Annotated in this window: 16 protein-coding genes and 1 pseudogene; 8 read left to right on the top strand and 9 right to left on the bottom strand. The window is 59.0% G+C overall.

Annotated elements, in window-relative coordinates; genetic code table 11:
- Positions 1-4: 4 nt before the first annotated feature.
- The 5 genes and pseudogenes from BW686_RS12570 to BW686_RS27510 all read left to right on the top strand — a co-directional run bounded on the left by BW686_RS12570 (position 5) and on the right by BW686_RS27510 (position 5,911).
- A complete protein-coding gene (locus BW686_RS12570; RefSeq protein WP_084917095.1) occupies positions 5-310 on the top strand; it encodes a sarcosine oxidase subunit delta in 306 nt (101 codons plus the stop codon).
- A complete protein-coding gene (locus tag BW686_RS12565) occupies positions 307-3,213 on the top strand; it encodes a 2Fe-2S iron-sulfur cluster-binding protein (RefSeq protein WP_084917094.1) in 2,907 nt (968 codons plus the stop codon). Before BW686_RS12570 ends, BW686_RS12565 begins: the two co-directional genes overlap by 4 nt.
- 3 nt (positions 3,214-3,216) lie before the next feature.
- Positions 3,217-3,780 carry a sarcosine oxidase subunit gamma gene (locus BW686_RS12560; protein ID WP_084917093.1) on the top strand — a complete coding sequence of 188 codons (564 nt, stop codon included), beginning with the start codon at positions 3,217-3,219 and terminating at the stop codon, positions 3,778-3,780.
- A gap of 97 nt (positions 3,781-3,877) precedes the next feature.
- Positions 3,878-5,053, top strand: a pseudogene (locus tag BW686_RS27515) (HAMP domain-containing protein); the annotation flags it as partial.
- Between the two features lie 90 nt (positions 5,054-5,143).
- Entirely contained in the window at positions 5,144-5,911 is a 768-nt protein-coding gene (locus tag BW686_RS27510; protein WP_373271017.1) for a methyl-accepting chemotaxis protein, read from the top strand.
- Between the two features lie 80 nt (positions 5,912-5,991).
- On the opposite strand, the gene BW686_RS12550 is transcribed toward BW686_RS27510, so the two are convergent.
- On the bottom strand, positions 5,992-6,876 hold the full coding sequence (locus BW686_RS12550) for a LysR family transcriptional regulator (RefSeq protein ID WP_084917091.1): 885 nt from the start codon (positions 6,874-6,876) through the stop codon (positions 5,992-5,994).
- Between the two features lie 110 nt (positions 6,877-6,986).
- Between BW686_RS12550 and BW686_RS12545 the strand changes: the two genes are divergently transcribed.
- On the top strand, positions 6,987-7,862 hold the full coding sequence (locus BW686_RS12545; RefSeq protein WP_084917090.1) for an MBL fold metallo-hydrolase: 876 nt from the start codon (positions 6,987-6,989) through the stop codon (positions 7,860-7,862).
- A gap of 53 nt (positions 7,863-7,915) precedes the next feature.
- A complete protein-coding gene (locus BW686_RS12540; RefSeq protein WP_084917089.1) occupies positions 7,916-8,314 on the top strand; it encodes a hypothetical protein in 399 nt (132 codons plus the stop codon).
- 120 nt (positions 8,315-8,434) lie between these two features.
- Here the strand turns inward: BW686_RS12540 and BW686_RS12535 are convergent, their stop codons facing one another.
- The 4 genes from BW686_RS12535 to BW686_RS12520 form a co-directional block, all read right to left on the bottom strand.
- Complete coding sequence (locus BW686_RS12535) at positions 8,435-8,590, bottom strand: hypothetical protein (protein WP_179149248.1); 156 nt, start codon at positions 8,588-8,590, stop codon at positions 8,435-8,437.
- A 25-nt stretch (positions 8,591-8,615) separates the two neighbouring features.
- Positions 8,616-10,106, bottom strand: a complete 1,491-nt coding sequence (locus tag BW686_RS12530; protein ID WP_084917088.1) for a chemotaxis protein CheW — start codon at positions 10,104-10,106, stop codon at positions 8,616-8,618.
- Complete coding sequence (locus BW686_RS12525; RefSeq protein WP_084917087.1) at positions 10,103-12,235, bottom strand: methyl-accepting chemotaxis protein; 2,133 nt, start codon at positions 12,233-12,235, stop codon at positions 10,103-10,105. Before BW686_RS12525 ends, BW686_RS12530 begins: the two co-directional genes overlap by 4 nt.
- Positions 12,236-13,089: 854 nt before the next feature.
- Complete coding sequence (locus tag BW686_RS12520; protein ID WP_084917086.1) at positions 13,090-14,181, bottom strand: NADH:flavin oxidoreductase/NADH oxidase; 1,092 nt, start codon at positions 14,179-14,181, stop codon at positions 13,090-13,092.
- Between the two features lie 94 nt (positions 14,182-14,275).
- Between BW686_RS12520 and BW686_RS12515 the strand changes: the two genes are divergently transcribed.
- Positions 14,276-14,575, top strand: coding sequence for an ArsR/SmtB family transcription factor (locus tag BW686_RS12515; protein WP_084917085.1), 300 nt, complete (start codon positions 14,276-14,278; stop codon positions 14,573-14,575).
- A 12-nt stretch (positions 14,576-14,587) separates the two neighbouring features.
- Here BW686_RS12515 and BW686_RS12510 read toward each other — a convergent pair whose 3' ends face one another.
- The 4 genes from BW686_RS12510 to BW686_RS12495 all read right to left on the bottom strand — a co-directional run bounded on the left by BW686_RS12510 (position 14,588) and on the right by BW686_RS12495 (position 19,500).
- Entirely contained in the window at positions 14,588-14,908 is a 321-nt protein-coding gene (locus BW686_RS12510) for a DUF6891 domain-containing protein (protein ID WP_373271016.1), read from the bottom strand.
- A 152-nt stretch (positions 14,909-15,060) separates the two neighbouring features.
- Positions 15,061-16,683 carry a methyl-accepting chemotaxis protein gene (locus BW686_RS12505; protein WP_084917084.1) on the bottom strand — a complete coding sequence of 541 codons (1,623 nt, stop codon included), beginning with the start codon at positions 16,681-16,683 and terminating at the stop codon, positions 15,061-15,063.
- Positions 16,684-17,217: 534 nt separating this feature from the next.
- The gene (locus BW686_RS12500) at positions 17,218-18,540 is read right to left on the bottom strand and encodes an MFS transporter (RefSeq protein WP_084917083.1); all 1,323 of its coding nucleotides are present in this window, start codon (positions 18,538-18,540) and stop codon (positions 17,218-17,220) included.
- Between the two features lie 81 nt (positions 18,541-18,621).
- Complete coding sequence (locus BW686_RS12495; protein WP_084917082.1) at positions 18,622-19,500, bottom strand: SMP-30/gluconolactonase/LRE family protein; 879 nt, start codon at positions 19,498-19,500, stop codon at positions 18,622-18,624.
- Positions 19,501-19,595: the final 95 nt, after the last annotated feature.

The following is a 19,595-nucleotide window of genomic DNA, read 5'->3' as shown; positions in this document are numbered from 1 at the left end:
ACAGATGAAAATCATGACCTGCCCGCTCAACGGGCCGCGCAACATCAGCGAGTTCACCTACGGCGGCGAATTCAAACCGATGCCCGATCCGCAGGCCTGCAGCGACGCCGAATGGGCCGACTACGTGTTCAACAGTGAAGACACGCTGGGCGTGGTCCGCGAGTGGTGGATGCACACCCCGTCCAGCTACTGGTTTTTGGCCGAACGCCACACCGGCAGCGACGAGATCATTCGCACCTTCGACCCGCGAGAACTGTTCACCACCCGTATCGACTTCACACCGGCCCCCTCCAAGGAGATCGCAGGATGACCCCCCTCGCCCGTCTGCCCGCGCCCATGGGGCTGTTGATCGATCGTAATCAGCCGCTCACGTTCAGTTTCGATGGCCGCACCTATCAGGGCCTGCAAGGCGACAGCATTGCCAGCGCGCTGTTGGCCAATGGCCGCTTTCTGCTTTCGCGTTCGTTCAAATACCACCGCCCGCGCGGCCCGCTGACCATGGCCGGGCAGGACGCCAACAGTTTGGTCCAGTTGCCTCAAGAGCCCAACGTGCTGGCCGACACCTTCGCCCTGCGGGAAGGTTTGCAGGCCACCGGGCAGAACTTCAACGGCTCGCTGGATAACGACAAGGACGCGTATCTGGGCAAGTTTTCGAAGTTCATGCCGGTGGGCTTTTATTACCGCGCGTTCTATAAGCCCAAAGGCATGTGGAAAGTCTGGGAACCGATCATCCGCAAAAAGGCGGGCCTCGGCGTGCTGGACCTGAGTTTCCAGCCGGAGTATTACGACAAGGCCTATCTGTTTACCGACCTGGCAATCATCGGCGCGGGGCCTGCCGGTTTACAGGCGGCGCTGACAGCTGCCAACGCCGGGGCCAAGGTGTTGCTGATCGAGCTGCAGCCCATTCTCGGTGGTTCGCTGACCTACGCGCGCTTCGACATCGACGGCCTGCACGCCGAGCAACTGCGGCGCGAACTGGTCGCTGCGGTCGAAGCCCACGCCCATATTCAAGTGCTCAAACAGGCCACCTGCAACGCCTGGTTCACCGACAACTACCTGCCGGTGATTCAGGGCAAGCGCCTGTACAAAGTGCGCGCTACGCAATGCCTGGTGTGCAGCGGTTCGTTCGATCAGCCGGTGATTTTTCGTAACAACGATTTGCCCGGCGTCATGCTGACCAGCGCCGTGCAGCGCCTGATGAAACTGTACGCGGTCAAGCCCGGCAAACGCGCCGTGGTGCTGACGGGCAACGATGACGGCTACCTCGCAGCACTGGACTTGCACGATCAGGGAGTCGAAGTGGTCGCGGTTGTCGATATGCGCGCTAATCCGTCGAATCGGGAGTTGCAGGTTGCGCTGGAGCAACGCGGCATCGTCTGCCACATGAGCACGACCGTGTATGAAGCACTGCACGAGAAAGGCATGCGTCACGTAAGCGGGGCCGAGCTGCGCAAGATCACCGGTCAAGGCCAGGTGGCCAACCACGGTTTGAGTGTCGAGTGCGACCTGCTGTGCATGTCCGGCGGTTACATGCCGGCTTATCAACTGCTCTGCCAGGCGGGCGGCAAGCTGGCCTACGACGACCAACAGGCTGAATTCGCCCTCAGTGGTCTGCCGCAGAACCTCGGCATTGCAGGCTCGGTGAATGGCTATCACGCGCTGGATAACGTGCTGGCCGATGCGGCCAATGCCGCTGCCGGAATGGCGTCGGCGTTGGGCCTGGAATCAGAAGGAAGCCCCGCGACGCTGCGCAGTGAAGCAACGGTCAATTTCGCCTGGCCGATCTTCCCGCACCCCAAGGGCAAGGACTTTGTCGATTTCGATGAAGACCTGCAGGTGCGCGACATCGTCAACGCCACGCGCATCGGCTACCGGGACATTCAACTGGTCAAACGCTACTCCACGGTCGGCATGGGGCCTTCGCAAGGTCGCCACTCAGCGCTGCCGACCGCACGGCTGGTCGCGGCGTCGACCCGGCGCAGCATCAGCGAGACCGGCGTGACCACCGCGCGTCCGCCCTTCGAGGCCGAGAAACTGGCGCATGTGGCAGGCCGCGCGTTCGACCCGTACCGGCAGACGCCCATGCACCAACGTCATGTGCAGGCAGGGGCAAAAATGATGCCGGCCGGGATCTGGCAGCGTCCGGCTTTCTACGGCAAGCCATCGCAACGGGATGCCTGCATGCAGCAGGAGGCACTGCATGTGCGCAACAAGGTTGGCATCATCGACGTCTCGACCCTCGGCGGCCTGGACGTGCGCGGCCCGGACGCCGCCGAATTGCTCAATCGCCTGTACACCTTCGCGTTCCTCAAGCAGCCGGTCGGGCGCTCGCGCTATGCCTTGATGACCAACGAACAAGGCGTGGTGATCGACGATGGCGTCTGTGCGCGTTTTGCCGAACAGCATTTCTACGTGACCGCTACCACCAGCGGCGTGGACCGTCTCTACCAGCAGATGCTCAAGTGGAATGCTCAGTGGCGTCTGAACGTAGACATCACCAACGTCACGGCAGCGATTGCAGCAGTCAACGTGGCAGGCCCGGATTCACGCAAGGTGCTTGAGCGCGCGTGTACCGATCTTGACCTGTCTGCCGACGGTTTTCCCTATCTGGGTGTCCGCCAAGGCACCGTCGCGGGGATCAAGGCGCGGCTGCTGCGGGTCGGTTTCGTGGGCGAGCTGGGCTATGAAATTCACGTGGCCGCGCGTCATGCCCTCAAGCTGTGGGATGCGCTGACCGACGCGGGCAAACCGTTCGACATGCGCCCGTTCGGGGTCGAGACCCAGCGCCTGTTACGCCTGGAGAAAGGCCACGTGATCATCAGTCAGGACACCGACGGGATGACCCATCCAGCGGAGATCGACATGGGCTGGGCGGTCAGCCGTAGCAAGCCGTTCTTTGTCGGCCGTCGCTCGGTGGACATCCTCGAAGCCCTGCCGCAAACGCGCAAACTGGTGGGCTTCACGCTGCCCAAGGTCAGCCCGCTGCCGCTCGAAGGCCACCTGGTGCTCAAAGGCCCGGACATCAGCGGCAACGTGACCTCCTGCGAATACTCGTCGACCCTCGGCATGATCATCGGCATGGCCTACGCAGCGTTCGATCAGAGCACGCCCGGCCAGCAGATCCCGATTCGCGTCGAGGGCGGCGTTGTCGTTCAGGCGACCGTCGTGAAATTGCCCTTCTTCGATCCTGAAAACCAGCGCCAGGAGCTTTGACCCATGATCCGCTTTGATACGCCCCCCTCAGTCAGCCTCTGCACCCTGGAGGACCTGACCGACCTGGCACGCGCAGGCTTTCGCGGTACGCAAACGGCTGAATACCTGACCTCACGCGGTTTCAGCCTGCCCGACGCACCGAACCGGGCAGTCACCCAGCCCGATGGCAGCCACGTCGCACGCCTGTCGCAAACCGAATACCTGTTGCTGGGCAGTCGGCTCGACCAAGGACAGCGCATCGCCGATGAAGAAGCCCGCTGGGAACAGGACCACAGCGCGAATTATCTGCTGCCCCGGGAAGACAGCCATGCCTGGCTGCAACTGAGCGGATCCTGCATCGCACAAGTGATGGCCAAGTTATGTGGCGTAGACCTGCGCCCGCAGGCGTTCGGTCCCGGCTCGGTGGCGCAGACCTCGGCCGCGCGGATCAACGTGATTGTGATCAATCTCGGCGTCGAGGCAGCGCCATGCGTTCAGATCCTCTTTGATCGCGCCTCACTGGCGTACTTCAAGAGTGCAATGCTGGACGCCATGACCGAATTTGGTGGGCGCGCCCTTGAGAACTGACGCCCATCCCCCTTACCCATGAGCGACAATACGTGTCTGTTACCGCCATGAGGGCTAAAGAATGGCACCGACAAGCCGTTGCGCTCTTTGGTAGACCATGAGACGACGCTCCAGGTCATGGCCTGTGGCAAAAGACTGCACCCATGCAGCGACCAACACTTACGGTAGTAATGGACACTCCGGAGCTCAAATGAACATCAAGCAGAAATTGACAGGGGCTTTCGCAGTGATTGCGTGCTTGCCCATATTAGTCGTGGCCGCCATCGTGATCGTGAACCTGCGCGATAAGGCGACCAATGACTTTGTGGACAGCAGTGGAAGGGAGATTCGTCAGGTCGACAACGCGATGCAGTTGTTTTTCGACGGTATCACGCAGAACGTCAATTACATCGCATCGCACCCGCTGATCGCAGGGGCAGGCGATGATTTTCGTAGCTATATGGGGGCAACCGCAACCCCTCAGTCGGACAACGACAAGCAGGCAACCGAGCTGTTTGCGAGCATTGCCAAGGCTCATCCGGCTTACTCCTATGTGTCTTACGGTCTGATCAATGGCAGCTACGTCATGACGCCGGAAGACCCGAAAATGAGTAACTACGACCCGCGGGTGCGGCCGTGGTACAAGACCGCGATGGCCAGCGCCGGCAAAACCGTGCGCAGCGATGCCTACTATTGGGCCAACGACGATGCGGTGCTGGTCAGCACCATCAAGGCGATCCCCAACAAACTGGGCAACCCCGGTGGCGTGGTCAACATTGACGTATCGCTCAAGCAGCTGACCAACATCGTCAAACAGATCAAACTGGGCGAAAGCGGTTACCTGATGCTGATGGAAAAGAACGGCACGGTGCTGGTCGATCCCAAACAGCCAGAACACAATTTCAAGAAACTGAACGAGTTGGGTGACGGCTTCGCCGAGCTGGCCAAAACCGACCGCGGCCTGGTGGAAGTGACACTCAATGGCGAGCGTTACATGGCCAACGTGTACCCGTCCGAGCAATTGGGCTGGAACTTCATCGGTTTGATCAGGCAGGACGAAGTCATGGCCTCGGCCACACGGCTGACCTGGCTGATCGGTATTATCGCTGCGGTGCTGGCACTGGTGTTCGCCATCGTCGGCGCCAGTTTTGCTCGCGTTATCGTGCGTCCGATCCACAGCGTTTCCAGCGGTCTGGAAGGCATCGCCGGCGGCGAAGGCGACCTGACCCAGAACCTCGCCGTGCGCGGCAATGATGAAACCGCGCAACTGGCAGGCTGGTTCAACAAGTTTCTGACCGCGATTCGCAGCCTGATTCAGCACATCGGTCAGGCCGCCGGGAAGATTCTCGAGGCTTCGCACAGCTCCACCCGTGTCTCCAATGACATGGCCGAAGCCGCCGGGCGTCAACGCGAAGCCGTGGACATGGTGTCGACCGCGTTCCATGAAATGGTGGCCACGTCCAACGAGGTCGCGCGCTCCTGCAGCCAGGCGGCCGACTCTGCTGACAGCGGTCAGCAGCAGGCCCGTGATGGTCAGCGGCAGATCGATGATGCCGTGCGCAGTGTCGATCAGTTGAGCGAGGAACTGGCCCGCTCAGCCAGAGAGATGACACAGCTGGAAAAGGACAGCACCGGCATCCAGTCGATCCTGAACACGATTCGCTCGATTGCGGAACAGACCAACCTGCTGGCCTTGAACGCGGCCATCGAAGCGGCCCGTGCAGGCGAACAGGGCCGCGGTTTTGCCGTGGTCGCCGACGAGGTTCGCGCACTGGCCAAACGCACCGCCGACTCGACCGCCGAGATCGACAGCCTGCTGGGCAATCTGGCCAAAGGCACCGCCTCGGTCGCTCAACAGATGCACGCCAGTCTCGACGTATCTCAGCAGTCGGTCACCAAGATCGGGCAGGCTCGCAGCAGCTTCGGGCAGATTCGTGAGTCGGTGGATGTGATCCGCGACATGAACACCCAGATTGCGACTGCGGCTGAAGAGCAGCATCAGGTGGCCGAGGACATCAATCGGCACATCAGCCAGATTCACGGTGATGCACAGCTGATCGCCGACCTCTCGGATGCGGCCCGCGCCGACTCCCGAAGCCTGGAAATGCTGTCCAGCGAACTCGACGGACTGGTCCGCAAGTTCAAGACCTGATCCGCACACCTCTCATGCCCATGCTCTGCGTGGGCATGCCGTTCCGGACGCTCTGTGTCCAGTCTCAAGCAAGCGTGGCGTCACGTTCTCGCAAACCATTCGGCCAGAAAATCCAGCATCGTGCGCAAGGTCGCCGACTGGTGATGCCGTGAAGTGTAGATCGCGTATATGCCCATTGCTTTTGCCGGGTAGTCCGGCAGCAATTCGACCAGTTGGCCGTTGGCAATCAACGGCGCGGCCGAGTGGACCGGCTGCAAGGTGATGCCCGCCCCCGCCACTGCGGCCTCCAGCAATACCACGGAGTCGTTGGCGCTGAGGTTGCCACCCACGGGCACACTGAGTGGCGTTTCTTGATGGCTAAACTCCCAGAGGCTTTTGCCGAAGTAGGAATAGGTCAGGCAGTTATGCCCGTTCAAATCCTGCGGTCTGGACGGCGTGCCGCTCGCGGCGAGGTACGCCGGGGAAGCACAGACCAGCGAATCACAGTGCCCCAACGGACGCGCGATAAGGTTGGGGTCCAGTTGATTGGTGATGCGGATCGCCAGATCAATTCGTTCACTGACAAGGTCGACCGCCTGGTTACCGATCTGCAAGTCCACCGACGTACCGGCATAACGCTGCAGATAGGCCGTGACCGCAGGCGCCAGTACTGCCTGCGCAAGTGACTGGGAACAGGCAATGCGCAACATGCCGCGCGGTTCGTCGACCTGAGTGTCGGCAGCCAGTGACACTGCGTCGGCCAGCTCGAGAAGCTGCCGGCAACGCAGTAACGTCACTTGTCCGGATGCCGTCAGCCCCAGCTTGCGCGTGGTGCGGTGCAGCAATCGTGCCCCCGCCCAGCTTTCCATTTGCGCCAGGTAGCGAGTGACCATCGCCCGGGACATCTCCAGCGTCTCGGCGGCGGCAATCAGACTACCTCTCTCGTTGATCGCGACGAACACCCGCGCCGCTGTGATGCGATCCATGACTCATCCGATTTACGCAACCAATAATTGCCGATACTGAGGCTTTTGTTTCATTTAAAGCAACCTAAGATAGCGACTCCTGTTTATGCCCACTGAAAAGGTCGTGACTCATGCTCCGCAGTTCCCTGCTTGCCCTATCCCTCACTGCGCTGCTTCCGCTGGCAGCACAGGCCGCTGATCCACTGGCAATCGACGTCTATAACCCTGCCGATAAAGCCATTTTCCCGGTATCGTCCGAACTGATCACTGGCAAGCATGAAGCGGTGCTGATCGACGCCCAGTTCCAGCGCAACGATGCGCAGGCGCTGGTCGAAAAGATCAAGGCCAGTGGCAAGAAACTCACCACGGTCTACATCAGCCACAGCGATCCGGATTACTACTTCGGTCTGGACGTCATCCAGGCGGCGTTTCCCGATGCGAAGATCGTTGCCAGCGCACCCACCGTCAAAGCGATCAAAGCGTCGATGCAGGGCAAGCTGGCGTACTGGAGCCCGATCCTCAAGGACAATGCGCCAGCCCGGCTCGTTTTGCCGCAAGTGCTTGAAGGCGATCACCTGACGCTTGAAGGTCAGCCACTGCAAATCAAAGGCCTGAACGGGCCGGCCCCCGAGCGCAGCTTCGTCTGGATTCCGTCACTCAAGGCCGTTGTCGGCGGTGTTGTGGTGTCCAGCGGGATTCACGTCTGGGTCGCCGACACTCAAAGCCAGAAATCCCGTCAGGACTGGCTCGCGACACTCAAGAGCATCGAAGCACTGAAACCGGCCACCGTGATTCCGGGGCATTACCTCGGGCCGGTTCCTGCGGGCACCCAAGCCGTCACGTTTACCGCGGATTACCTGAAGTCCTTTGAGGCGTACGCCGCCAAAACCCAGGACTCAAAAGGCCTGATAGACGCCATGCAGAAAGCCTGGCCTCAACTGGCGGAGCCGAGTTCGCTGGAACTGAGCGCAAAAGTGATCAAGGGTGAAATGAAGTGGCCGAACTGATATGACGCAAGCGGGTATGGTCACAAGGCCCTATCCGTCGTTATGCTGCGTCCATGAACGCGCCTCTGCATGTCCGTAACCCCTGCCCGCCCGGCGCTTGCGACTGCAAGCGCGAACGGCTGGACGCAGAAGATGCCGATTTACGGGTTTTGCTGCTGACCCGCGACGCTGAAAAAAGCCTGATCGAGCGTTTGCAACGGATCGACAGCCTGGAAGACCTTGAGCACATGCAGCGCAAGATATTCGAACAGTTGGGCGTGCGTGTCGACGTCGCACCGGGCTTCAATGAAGTACGCACCATGCGCGGCATCAGCATCGTGGTTCAGGAAAAAGCCGGTTTGTGCCGCAAGACCCGTCAATCGATCCCGGCAGCGATTCGCCGTGCCTTGGAAGCGCGCCCACAGATCGCCTATCAATTGCTCAACGCCAACGACTTGCTGCGCGACGCGTAACTGTCGACCGACTAGAAGGCAATGGTTCACACGCGTTCGCCAACGCAGATGATTGATTGATACATCCCGCAAAAAAAAACGCCCGGCCTGACAAGACCGGGCGCTTTCAGTCACGCGCAATCAGCAGGTGCCTGGCGGAATGCCATCCTTGTTGAAATCCTTCAGGCGCTCCTTTTCTTCCGGCGTCGAGTGCGCCGGTACATCGCTCGCCGGCTCTGGTTGTTTCTCATCATTCTTTTCGGTCATGGTCGAATCCTGCGCAGGTGTATATTTCATTAAGGCCACCTGCGAGGCATTCGGTTCAGACTGATTGCGCGGCAGGCCTGCGCTGATCGACGCTGCACTCCAGTTGCCTGGCCAGCCCTTGCAGATCAAGCAGGGTGGCGCGCCAGCTGCGCTCCTGACTGCCGACACTGACCAGCGACCGCACCCGGTCATTGACCGAGATACCCTTGCCGGTATTGGCTTGCCAGCCTTGGTCCAGCATGGCCGGATCGAACTGATTGAACGCGTCGATCGCATCAACCCTGCTCACCGCAAAGCCGAAGCATGAACGCTCGCCGCGCACGATCAACACCCGGGACGCTTCGTCCTGAGACGGCGCACCTTCACCCAGCAAACTGCTCAGGCAAATCAGCGGCACCTGCTCGCCGCGCAGATTGAACTGGCCCAACAAGTGCGTTTCAGGCTGCTGCAACCCGATCAGTTGCTGCGGCACACTCATGATTTCCACGATCTGGCTCAGCGGCGCAACAAAGCGGGTCGGCGCGTCGAACAGCAGGCAGGCATGGCGCAACATGGCTTTGGTCACGTCGTGCGAGGCCTGCGCCGGTTTGACGTCATGCTGGTAAACCTGGGTGTAGCTTTTGACTTCCGGCCGCTGCAACAACATCGGGTGGTCAAGCAATAACGCCTGCTGGCCTTCCTCAAGGTTCATCACCCCGGCCAGCAACTCCGGGTGCGGTAAGCCATAAGCCGGGGCAGCCAACAGGCTGTCAGGGTCCTGACGCTGAATGGCGACCATGCGGTCGTAACCGAAACCGCACACTCGGCCATCTGGCGCCGTCAACAGCAGCAATTGCGGCTTGGACGCGTGACGCGTGTGGTCCAGGCCCAGCACTTCGGAAAGGTTGAGCGCAGGCACCTTGGTGCCACGTACTGAAGTGACGCCAAAGCAACAGTCACTGGCGAAATCAGACGCCGCGATTTCGGGGCCGTCCACCAGTTCGGTCACGACGCTGGCGTCGATGCAGAAGTTGCGACCGTCACACTCGAACACCAGGTAATGAAGCAGGCGATTCTTGGCTGCCAGCGCCTCATCCTTGAGAATCTGCGCGCTTGGGTCGGCCGCAAACAGCACGCCCGGTAAGCTGCTCAGAAAGCCCAGGTCCAGCTTGTAGACCATCCGCGACGCGTCTGCGCTCAGCAGCAGCGATGGCAACAAGCCGACACTGGTGCCGCCAGGCCCCAGCGGGCTGAACTGCGAGTCGCGAGCCTTGAGAATGTCACAGACCGCATCAATCGCCAGACCAAGGTAACCGCCGCCGTATTTCAGGATCGCAACCAGTGGCGTGGGTGACGAAACGTCGCCGCCCTCTGCCAATTGACCGCGCAGGTCCACCAACGGCACCGGCTTGCCGCGCAAGGTGAAGATCCCGCGCAATGCACCGCGAGTCAGCGGATGAGGTTGCAGATCCGCAGGCCAATGCACCGCCTCCATCAGGGCATCGGCGACCACCGCCAGGTAAACGCCGTTGATCTGCACGACACCGTAGGCATTCAGATCGCTCATGCAGGTTGTCCGACGGACACCTTGTCCAGTGTTTCGGTGTAGCCGGTGAGGTTGGCTTTGTGCAGCTCAGTGATCAACGCTTCAACTTCCTGCGCTGACAGGCGCTGTTTCTCGGTCGCGGTGTTGATCCCGTCGATGGCCTGAGTGGTCTGCATCACGCCTTCCACAATGTGCTCAAACGCCTCACCGGCGCTACGGGAGATCTCGTTGCCTGACTCGATCCGGCTCACCGTTTCAAGAATCAGCTTGTTGATTTCCTTGGTGGCCCGCGAGGACTTCTCGGCAAGCTTGCGCACTTCATCGGCAACGACCGAGAAGCCCAGACCATGCTCACCGGCTCTGGCCGCTTCAATGGCAGCGTTGAACGCCAGCATGTTGGTCTGGCTGGCGATCTCGCTGATCACCTGGATGATGTCCTGAATACCCTCAGCCGACTTGGCAATCATGCCCATTGCATCAGACGCCTTGACCAGTGTCTGCGAGCCGCTGCTGGCCTGCTCGCGCGTCAGCCTGGCCAGTTCGGTGGCCGTGTCGGTGCTCTGTGCCACATAGGAAATGGCACTCATCAATGCTTTTACCGACTCGCCCATCGCACGGGTCTTGGCTTCAATCGCCTGCTCCATCTCGACCTGACAGGTAATATCGGTGGCAAATTTGACGACCTTGAATGGCAGGCCATCGTGGTCGAAAATCGGGCTGTACGTCGCCTGAATCCAGATTTTCTGCCCATATTTACTGACACGCATGAAGCGCCCCGAGTAGAACTCGCCCTGCCCCAACCCGTGCCAGAACTCACGATAAGCAGTCCCGCGCACATACTCTTCTTCACAGAATATCCGGTGGTGCTGGCCCTTGATTTCCTGCAGGCCATAACCCAGCGCTTTGAGAAAGTTGGCGTTGGCCGCAAGAATGTTTCCGGCCATGTCGAATTCGATGACGGCCTGGGCGCGGTCGATGGCGTTGACCTTGCCCTGGTCCTCGACGCTGGTTTCCTTGGCCTCGGTCACGTCCAGGGCGAACTTGACGATCTTGTAGGGTTTGCCCTGAGCATCGAAGATCGGGTTGTAGGTCGCCTGAATCCAGATTTCCTTGCCGTCCTTACGCTTACGCTTGTACTCGTTGGCGTCGTACTCGCCACGGCCAAGTTTTTCCCAAAGCTCCCGGTAATGCAGGCTGCTGACGAATTCTTCGGAACAGAACATGCGGTGGTGTTCACCGACGACTTCGTCCAGCTCGTAGCCGAACACCGACAGGAAGTTACGGTTGGCATGCAGCACTTTGCCGGTCAGGTCGAACTCGATCACCGCCTGAGAACGCTCGATGGCGGTGACCTTGCCAGCTTGCTCGGCCTGACGGGCACGACTCTCGGTGACATCGTTGGCGAACTTCACCACTTTGTAAGGACGGCCGTCCGGATCGAATATCGGGTTGTACGTGGCACTGATCCACAGCTCGCGGCCGTTCTTGCCAACGCGCTTGTATTCGCCGGAGTCATATTCGCCACGCTCCAGCTTGGCCCAGAACGCGCGATAGGCAGGACTGTTCAGGTACTCGTCGTCGCAGAACATACGGTGGTGCTGGCCCTGTATTTCATCGAGACGATAACCCAGCACTTTGAGAAAGTTTTCGTTGGCATTCAGCACCCGGCCGTTCAGGTCGAACTCGATGATGCCCTGCGAACGATCAATCGCAGCGACCTTGCCCTCGTACTCGGCGTTGGTCTTGCGTTGCTGTGTGACGTCAGTGGCGAACTTCACGACTTTGAACGGGTTGCCCTGCTCGTCGAAAATCGGATTGTAGGTTGCCTGCAACCAGATCTCGCGACCGTTCTTGCCCAGACGCTTGTACTGCCCTTCGTCGAAGGCACCTTTGCCGAGTTTTTCCCAGAACGTCGAATACTCGACGCTGGACGCATACTCGGGTGTACAGAACATGCGATGGTGACGCCCCTCGACTTCTTCCAGTCGATAGCCCACGCACTCCAGAAAATTACTATTGGCCCGCAGAATATTACCGTCAAGATCGAACTCGATCATCGCCTGCGACCTGTCGATGGCTTTCATCAACGAGTGAAGGTCCAGTTGCAATCCGGCCCTGTCCTTGGGGATGCTTTCTATTAAGGTCGACATGTGAAAATACTCTGCGGGTGAATATCTATGGAGTTCTTGGGGGTGAAACACCGGTCGTTGCCGGCCCTGCGCATGGGTATGCGTGGACTGTGGTGCCTTGCAAACAGGCCGGGTAATCGTCTTTTTCAATGCCCTCCATAGCTCCGGCCACTACAGAACCGAGAACAGGTCCACACGCCGAAACTGCTCAGCGGGCAGGCGATCTGTTCAGAACAGCCTGAGTCAGGCTATCTCCAGAGCCACTACTTGGCTATCACTCAATACGCAACCGTTGATCCGTCAGATCACCGGTTGGAAACGCACCTCAAATACCTAACGCCCACACTGAAAACACTCCTTGATTCAGGAGAAAAACCAGATGACGAGAAACACGGCACCGGTCCACCCCAGCGTGAGCAAAAACGAAAGTCCAGCGAGACGCGGGTCCATGAGGCTCCTGTTCCAGAACGCTTGGGCAAGCAGAGCGCTGCATACGTAGGTCTATATCGGCCGGATCACCGATAAATAAATTAATTTCGTCACCTTGAAACAGCGAGAAGGCGTTCGCATTGCGCCAGATCAATGCCGGTGACGTTGGTTGCTGCATCAGCCCCGGATATGGCGCCTGTCGACGAGGCGAAACGGGCATCCCCTGCCCCGTAAAACCGCTTCACGGGTTCGACCTGTAAACGCGTGGCGAACGAGTGCCGTTTTCCGGGCTATCAGGATTTAAAGCGGGAGGTGGGCTGTGGTTTGGGCGTGCAGCCAAGAGGTCTTGCGCCAAGCGGGCAGCGCAAGTAAGCGGTTACGTGTAAACCTGCGGCTGAATCAAAGGGGCAGACTCCGAAAGGAGCCGCCCCTTTTTCAACTGGCGATCAGCGATAACGCTCAAGCCAGTGAGCGTAAGGCGCAGGCAAGGTCCAGGCAGACTTCTCGACGCCCAGCTCTTTCGCAGCGAAATAAGCCCAATGCGGATCAGCCAGGTGCGCGCGACCTATCGAGACCAGATCGAGCTGACCTGATTTAACTGCGTCTTCCGCCAGTTTCGGCTCGCCAAAGCCCCAGGCGCTGGTCACGGGAATAGCCGCTTCGCGACGCACACGCTCGGCAATCGGGCCCATGAACGCGGGTCCCCACGGAATGTTGGCATCAGGCGTGCTGAAGCCAACGCTGACACTTAACAGATCAAGCCCACCGGCCTTGAAACGACGGGCCAGCTCGATGGACTCAGTGAGTGTTTGCTCATCGCGACCGTCGTATTCGATCACCCCGAAACGTGCCGTCAGCGGCAGGTTTTCCGGCCAGACTTCACGCACCGCAGCCAGTGTTTCAAGCAAGAAACGGCTGCGGTTGTCGAAACTGCCGCCGTATTCATCGGTACGCTGATTGGAATGTTCGGAAAAGAAGCTCTGCCCCAGGTAGCCGTGGGCAAAGTGCAGTTCGATCCATTCAAAACCGGCATCACGGGCGCGACGGGCAGCATCGACGAAGTTCTGACGAACACGAGCGATGTCTTCGAGGGTCATCGCACGCGGTACTTTGGGCAGGTTGGCACCGAAGGCAATCGCAGAGGGGGCGATGGTGTCCCAGCCACGCGAATCGGAGGCGACAATATGATCGTCGCCTTCCCACGGACGGTTGGCGCTGGCCTTACGGCCCGCGTGGGCGATCTGGATACCCGGCACGCAACCTGCGTCCTTGATGGCTTTGACAATCGGCACAAATGCCTGGGCTTGCTCGTCGTTCCAGATACCGGTGCAACCAGGGGTGATCCGCCCTTCCGGTGCAACGGCGGTGGCTTCAACCACCAGCAAACCCGCACCACCACGCGCCATGCTGGCAAGGTGGACGTGGTGCCAGTCATTGACGACCCCGTCGATTGCCGAGTATTGGCACATCGGCGGAATGGCGATTCGGTTGCGCAGCGTGACGTCTTTCAGTTTGAAGGGTTCGAACAATGCAGACATTGGAAAGCTCCCGTGGGCCAGATGACTTTGGATTTTACTTGTTCGATGGTAATCGAACTATGGCAATGAACGGAAGCCTTGATATCATGCCCCCATGCGAACCTTCCTACACCCCGAACCTGAAGACCTGACCCTTGAACGCGTGTTGTACGCCTTGAGTGACCCCGTGCGCATGGGCATTGTGCGTTGCCTGGCAGACGTGGCCGAGGCCACCTGCGGGGAGCTGGACGGCGGGCGCCCGAAGTCCAGCATGTCCCATCACTTCCGCGTGTTGCGCGACGCAGGGCTTGTACACACCCGGAACATCGGCACCACACACATGAACTCTCTGAGGACTCAGGTGCTGGAGAGCCGGTTTCCCGGGCTGCTGGGGAGTATTCTGGCGCAGCGCTGAAGCAGGAAGGCGTCAGTCCTGCTCCTGCCTGCGCTGCCACTTCATTGCATGAATCTCGATGCGCTGTTCATCCGTTTCATTCCAGGTCACCTGAAAACCGGCAGCCCTCAACGCCTCGCACACGGTCTGACCAACACCGACGCTCTGCGCGGGATCATCGTCGAGTGCGCCGAAGGCAATCATCAACTCGCCACCTTCAACCACACGCTCGACATCCTGCCCGTGATAGAAGCAGTAGCCATGATAATGGCCTTCTGGCGCTTCATGATTAGCTTCGGCAACGTCCGAATAACCGTCTGACATCGTGTAACCCGCGTTGAATAGCGCACAGATTCCAGCCTCATGCCGGCGGCCAGAACATTGCGCACGCTTGGGTAGGACTGAACCCTAACAGCGCAGACAGCAAAACGCCCGACATCAGCCTATTGCCTGATGCCGGGCGTTTTCGTTACAGCAGGTCCTGCTACCGATCCGTCTTTCGATGCTTAAAGCTGAAACTTGCTGACTTCCAGTTGCAGACTGCTGGCCAAGGCGTTCAAACCGCCACTGGTCTTGAGCAACTCCTGCACCGACATATTGTTCTGCTCCGCCATTTGCGCGGACCGTTCTACGCTGCGCGCAACGTCCTGACTGGCGACTGTCTGCTCGCGCAAGGCAAAGGATATCTGATCGACAACCTGCAGGACTTTGTTCGAACTGTCGCGGATCTCGACGATTGCGCTACCTGCGGTGCTGGCCATCTCTACACCGCTGTTCACTTCGATGACGCCACTGCGCATGCTTTCGACCGTCTCCCGTACACCCGCCTGGATTTTTTCGATCATGCCGGCGATCTCTTTGGTCGACTTGCCCGTGTTCTGCGCCAGCAGACGGACTTCGTCGGCAACCACTGCGAAACCTCGCCCTTGCTCACCAGCACGTGCCGCTTCAATGGCCGCATTGAGCGCCAACAGGTTGGTCTGGTCGGCGATGCCTTGAATCACGCTGATGATCGACGAAATGTGCTCCGAGTGCTGCCCCAGGTCGGCAACTTGCGCGGACGAATGCTGCACAGTCTTGGCAATGCCGTTCATGCTGGACAAGGTGTTTTCGATAACCAGAGCCCCTTCCTTGGATTGCTCGCCTGAACGGCTGGCAATCTGGTGGGCTTCGTCAGCATTTTCGGACACATGGTGGATGCTGACCGTCAGTTCCTCGATCGTCGCTGCCATCATCGAAGCAGAGTTGGATTGCTCCTGAATGGCCCCGGAAAGCTGCTCGGAGGCACCGGAAATCTGCTGCACGGCGAGTGCAAGTTGATTGGATGCGCGGCTGATCTGTTGAATCATCTCCCGCAGACGATTCTGCATGCGGTCGAAGGCCTTTGGCAGTTCATCATGGCTGCTGGTGTCAATCACCGTATCGAGCTTGCCATTGGCGATGGCCGTTGCGGCATCGATAGCGGCTTGCAGGCGTGCCGTGGTGCTGCGCCCCAGCGCCGTCGCCAATATGGCAGAGAGCAGTGCAGCCGCCAGGCCACCGCAAAACAGAATCATGATAGCGAGGTGCTTGGCGTCCGCCATGTTCTGGGTCCGCAGCGCCAACAGCTTATTCTCTGTACCACTGATTTCGGCCAGCAGCGCACGCATGCTGTCCATCTTGGCCTTGTCGGCACCGGATGTAATACGTGCATCCAACTCGTCATCGGGCATATTGCGTGCGGTCAAATCCCGACGCAAAGCGATGATCGGATTGATATCTTCATTGAGCCAGCGCTTCTGAGTATCCCCCAATGCGGTCAGACGACGCTGTTGCTCGGCATTATCCGCTGTCAGGCGTTTGAGCGATTCGAGCTCTTCGTTAAAACGCTTCTCACCCGCGACCAACGGCTCAAGAAATGCATCTTTCGAAGCAATGACAAAGCCTCGCATGCCCGTCTCGATATTGATCAGTTGCTCCAGAGCCAGCTGTGCGTCGCTCAGCACCTGGTAGGTATGGACGTTACTGCTGGTAGCGTCTTCGACCTGCTCAAAGCCTCTGTACGCACTTGCCACCAGCACGCCGATGAGCACGACGATAGCGACAAAACTTAGGTACAGCTTTTGCGAGATGCTGAGTTTGCTGAACATGATTGGCGATCCTGAACCGTGCCCTTCCGTGGCATGGGGTGAGCTGTGAGTCGCACTAAAGGTTTTTGGAACTATCCCGTGCGAGTGATGTCGTTTCGACACCCATGATGTCGTCCGGTCGCTGATTAACTTTAGGAGTTAACTCTAATCCCACTATCAATCAACGCAAAAATACGCATAACCCGTTGATAAAAATGGATTAATTTTTTTAAATGATGAGCAACATTAAAGGTTTAAAGACCGATAAAGTCAGACTTTAGATGCGTTATTAATACTTCATTCTTTTTGGTTAATACCTTTATACGGAAGGCCTGTACCGTTAAATCGGGGCATACAACAGGGAAGATGGAATGTCGTGAGAAAACCCCAACTAAGCGTTTACGGCGCGGCAGGGAGTGTTGTCTCTCAGATCAGACTCATCCCGCCGAGCGCGTCTGGGGTCAGGTGCCCGCGTCGTACTTCAGGTTTGCAGGCAGGCACCGACCTCGATATACACTTATCCATCGAGGCCGTGCGCAATCCTGGTCTCCGGTCTCAAACGCTCGGCTGCTCCGTCGGCAACTCGGGACGATGGGAAAACAATTGCAGAAAGGCCCCGCCCACTGCGCAGCCCGCCATCACGAAGAAGCACACAGTGTAACCGCTGAGGCTGGTCCAGCCGCCGCCCATGGATATCAGTGTGCCCATCAATACCGGCGCGATACCGCCGCCGATGAACATCGCCGTGGTGATGATGCCGTTGGCTGTCGACGTTGCAGAGGGTTGCGCAGAATCGGACGCGACGGCGTAGTAGATAGGCCAGACAGCATTGGCAACCAGACCGAAAAGCAATTGCACAGCGATAACGATCAGGATGGTGTTGGCAAAGTAAAAGGCACCGACGCTGACGGCCATCCATATCCCGCAGATGATCAACGTGATGCGCCGGCCGATGATGTCCGACAATGAGGGCCAGATCAATTGCCCAAGAATACCGGTCAACGTGAACACCACGCTCATCCCTGCCGATTCGGCCAGCGACAGGTTGAGGATGTTGTACAGGTAGGCAGGCAAGACAATGTTGACGCCCATGTACACCACTTGAGTCAGCAGGGTATTGCCGGCTGTCAGGGCGATATTGCGGTTACTCAGCGTTGCTTTGACCGACTTCCAGACCTGGCCTTTGACGTTGGTTGACGGCGTGCTGTCCGGTGGGGTCATGCCTTTGGCGGCGATGTCCACATACAGTTGAGTGATGCGCTCGGCCGTGGAATAACGCGCCCAGAAGATCATCAACGGCAGCGCAACCACGAAAGCGAAGAAGAACACATAACGCCAGTTTTCCTCACCGAACGTGGTAATCACGAAGCTGGCGACGATGCCGCTGAGCATCGCGCCGATGGGGTAGCCGGTATGGTGTGCGCCCAAGGCAAAACCGCGACGCTCTACTGGCCACCATTCAGCGGTATTGCTGACCCCGACCGGTTCGCCCCAGCCAGCCCCCAGATTCACACCCACCCGTAATGCGATGAAACTGGCAAGGCTGCCACTCAGTGCCTTGAACCCCGAAAGAAAAGACAGAGCGGTGTAGCCCAGCACCAAGGGCACCTGGAAACGCGCCCGCTTCCAGCCGCCACCGTAACGATCGCTCCAGATGGAGCCTGGAATATCGAGAACGGCCAAGGCGAGCATGACGACAGTGGCCACCGTCCCCCACTGATCCGCAGACAACTCAAAATGCTTGGAAATCGTCGGGCCGAGGCGCAATACAATCTCGCGGTCATAGGCATTCAGAATCCAGATCATCCAGCACACCAACAACGACACCCACGAAAACCGATGAATCTTGCCCAGCGATGCATTTTTGTTATTCGGCATGGGAAATCTCCAGGCGTGCCGCGCACGCCCGTACGAGAAAGGGTTCAGTCATCCTTAACGTTCAGGTTCAGTTATTGACGGTTAGCTGGCGAAACGCCGTTCAGCGATGCCTTTCACACCCAGCCCGGTGATGGCGAACAACGCACCGCGTTGCTGACCGTCCTCCGGAAAGCGCGGCAACGGCGGCTTGGCCATTGACGTGACAAACAGCGTATCGAGGTTCGGACCGCCGAAGGTCAGACTCGTCACCTTCTTCACCGGCATCTCGATAATGCGATCCACCTGCCCGTCCGGGGTATAGCGCACCAGTTTTCCGGCGTACACCAATGCTTGCCACAGGCAGCCTTCGGCATCCACGGTGCAACCATCCGCTGCGCCTCCTGCAGAGGTGTCGACATGGGCAAAAGTGCGCCTGTTGGCAACGGCACCGGTGGCGTGGTTGTAGTCGTACGCCCAGATTTCACCGGACCAGGTGTCGGCAAAATAGAACGTTTCTCCGCCCGGGCTCCAGCATGGCCCGTTGGAAACGATGATGCCTTCGTCCAGCGTGTGCAGGCTCAGGTCCGGATCGAGGCGGTACAGCCTCGCGCTGGCCTGGTCTTCCCGAGTGTCCATCGAGCCGACGATAAACCTGCCCTGCCGGTCCACCTTGCCATCATTGAGCCGATTGTTCGGCAGCCCCGGCTCGGGGTCGACGATCAGCTCGAGATCGCCGGTCGGCAGGTCAAGGTTGTACAGGCCGGACTGCAACGCGACGAGCGCCGCATCGCCGTTCTTGCGCAAGGCCATGGAACCGATTTTCTGGCCGACATCCCAGGCTCTTAACTCGCGCCCGTCCTCCGTGCAACGCAGGACACGACCGTCGAAACTATCGATCCAGTACAGGCGCTGTTGCTCGACATCCCAGACCGGGCCTTCGCCCAGCGTGGTTTTCACGTCGACAACGATTTCGATACGCATCTTTCACCTCTGTCTTGTTGTTATTGAGATGACACGTTTTGCGGTAAACAGCAGGTATCAGCCCTTCGACAGCGTACCCGCACACGACCAACAAT

The sequence above is a fragment of the Pseudomonas syringae genome (assembly GCF_002157375.1).
In the GTDB taxonomy this organism is placed as follows: Bacteria; Pseudomonadota; Gammaproteobacteria; order Pseudomonadales; family Pseudomonadaceae; genus Aquipseudomonas; species Aquipseudomonas syringae_T.
Note: the sequence above shows the minus strand (reverse complement) of the source record. Positions and strands in the feature narration are given on the sequence as shown.